The 2219-nt window shown below is 68.0% G+C and carries 3 protein-coding genes and 1 pseudogene; 1 reads left to right on the plus strand and 3 read right to left on the minus strand.

The window, feature by feature from the left end:
• Both DID98_RS35375 and DID98_RS35380 read right to left on the minus strand, forming a co-directional pair.
• The coding region (locus DID98_RS35375) for an amidohydrolase family protein (RefSeq protein ID WP_148093437.1) at positions 1–683 on the minus strand (683 nt) is incomplete at its 3' end.
• Positions 684–702: 19 nt separating this feature from the next.
• The gene (locus DID98_RS35380) at positions 703–870 is read right to left on the minus strand and encodes a DUF1427 family protein (protein WP_096506909.1); all 168 of its coding nucleotides are present in this window, start codon (positions 868–870) and stop codon (positions 703–705) included.
• Positions 871–970: 100 nt separating this feature from the next.
• Between DID98_RS35380 and DID98_RS35385 the strand changes: the two genes are divergently transcribed.
• A complete protein-coding gene (locus tag DID98_RS35385; RefSeq protein ID WP_124572239.1) occupies positions 971–1894 on the plus strand; it encodes a LysR family transcriptional regulator in 924 nt (307 codons plus the stop codon).
• 76 nt (positions 1895–1970) lie between these two features.
• On the opposite strand, the pseudogene DID98_RS35390 reads toward DID98_RS35385, so the two are convergent.
• Positions 1971–2219: pseudogene (locus tag DID98_RS35390) on the minus strand (hydrolase); the annotation flags it as partial.

The raw sequence follows: 2219 nt of genomic DNA on the forward strand, positions 1-2219 counted from the left end.
AGCCGGTTCAGTTCGCGCATGAAGTGGCGCGTCGAGTTGTACTGGTATTCGAACGGCAGCTTCGGTCCCTTCGCGAGGGTCGCGTACAGGATCGTCGCGTTCGGGTTCGCGAGCAGCAGCCCGGTCGGGTTGCCCGCAGCATCGCGCAGGATCGTGCCGCCCGGCGGCTCCGGTGTGTCCTTCGTGTAGCCGACCACGCGCAGCGCGGCCGCGTTCAGCAGCGCGCGGTCGTACAGGTGCAGGATGAACACCGGCGTATCGGGCGCGGCCGCGTTGAGTTCCTGGATCGTCGGCAGGCGCTTCTCGGCGAACTGGTGTTCGGTAAAGCCACCGACCACGCGCACCCACTGCGGCGCGGGCGTGATCGCCACCTGCCGCTTGAGCATGTCCATTGCAACCGCGAGCGACGGCACGCCGTCCCAGCGCAGCTCCATGTTGTAGTTCAGGCCACCACGAATCACGTGGCAGTGGTTGTCGATCAGGCCGGGCAGCGCGCTGCGGCCGCCGAGATCGACGACCTTCGTCGCGCGGCCCGCGAGCGGCATCACGTCCGCGTCGCTGCCGACCGCGACGAAGCGGCCGTCCTTGATCGCAACCGCGGCGGCAACGGGGTTCGCACGATCGAGCGTCGTGATGCGCCCGTTGTACAGGATCAGATCCGGTTGAGTATAGGTTGCGCTCATTGACAGGTCCTCGATGCGGTCAGAAGCCGAGCCAGTGACGCACGGGCCCGATGGCCTGCGCGCCGATCAGCATGCCGGCGAGACCGATCAGCGCGATCAGCGGCGGCGCGGGCGAGCGCACCTTGATCACGCTGTACACGACGCCGATCAGCACGCCGGCGGCCAACGACAATAGATAAGATTCCATAACGTTTTTTCTCCCGACCGGATTAGAATGACCCGCATCGTGCCGGCCGCATGTTTCGCCGCGTTCGCTTCCCCTTCGCTTCCCGCCACCCCGTCCGACCATGCAACATCTTCCTGATCTCGAAGCCTGGGCCATCTTCGCGCGTGTCGCGGAGACCGGTTCGTTCGCGAAAGCCGCGGACTTGCTCGGCGTCTCGCAGCCGACCGTATCGAAGGCCATCGCGCGCCTCGAAAAGCGCCTCGGCGCGATGCTGCTGTACCGCACGTCGCGCAAGCTGTCGCTCACGCCGACCGGCGAACTGCTGCGCGATCGGGCGATCCGCCTGCTCGCCGATGCGGAGCTGATCGAGAGCGAGGCCACCGCGCAGGCGCTCGAACCGTACGGCCTCGTGCGCGTGAACGCGCCGATGTCGTTCGGGACGCACCATCTGTCGCCGCTGCTGCCCGCGTTTCTCGAACGCTATCCGCGCGTCGACATCGACCTCGTGCTGACCGACCACATCGTCGACCTCGTATCCGGCGGTTTCGACGTCGCGATCCGCATCGCCGAACTGAGCGACTCGTCGCTGCGCTCGCGCAAGCTGTGCGCGGTGCGCCGCCCGCTCGTCGCATCGTCCGCGTATCTCGACCGGCATGGCCGGCCCAAGCATCCGCGCGACATCGAACAGCACGTGTGCCTCACCTACACGAACCTGCCCACACCCGAGCACTGGCGCTTTCGCCACCCGGCATCGGGCGAGGAAATCGGCGTGAACGTGCAAGGCCGCATCCGCACCAACAACGCCGACGTGATCGTCCCCGCGCTCGTCGCCGGTCACGGCCTCGCGCTGCAGCCCGAGTTCCTGGTATGGGATGAGCTGCAGCGCGGCGAGCTCGAGGAAGTGATGCACGACTGGAAGATCGCCGACATCAACGTCAACCTCGTCACGCCGCCCGGCATGCTGCGCGCCGCGCGCGTGACGGTGCTGCTCGATTTTCTCGCCGAACACTTCTCGCACGCGCCGTGGGCGCTGGCCGAGGCGTGAGCGCGGCGGCCCGCGACCCCCGCGGCCGTCGCGTGCATCGCGCACGCCGGCCGCGGCCATTCCGTCCGGCTGCCCGTTACTTCGCCGGCACGGCCGGGATCGACTCGTGCGGCGTCGCAGTGCGCTGCGGTGCCTTGTGGACCATCGTGTACGCGTAGTCGATGCCCATGCCGTACGCGCCCGAGTGCTCCTTCGCGATCGCGACCACCGCGTCGTACGTCTCGCGGTGTGCCCAGTCGCGCTGCCACTCGAGCAGGACCTGCTGCCACGTGACCGGCACCACGCCGGCCTGCACCATGCGCTGCATCGCGAAATCGTGCGCGGC

It is taken from the genome of Burkholderia sp. Bp8984 (assembly GCF_003853755.1).
Lineage (GTDB): Bacteria > Pseudomonadota > Gammaproteobacteria > Burkholderiales > Burkholderiaceae > Burkholderia.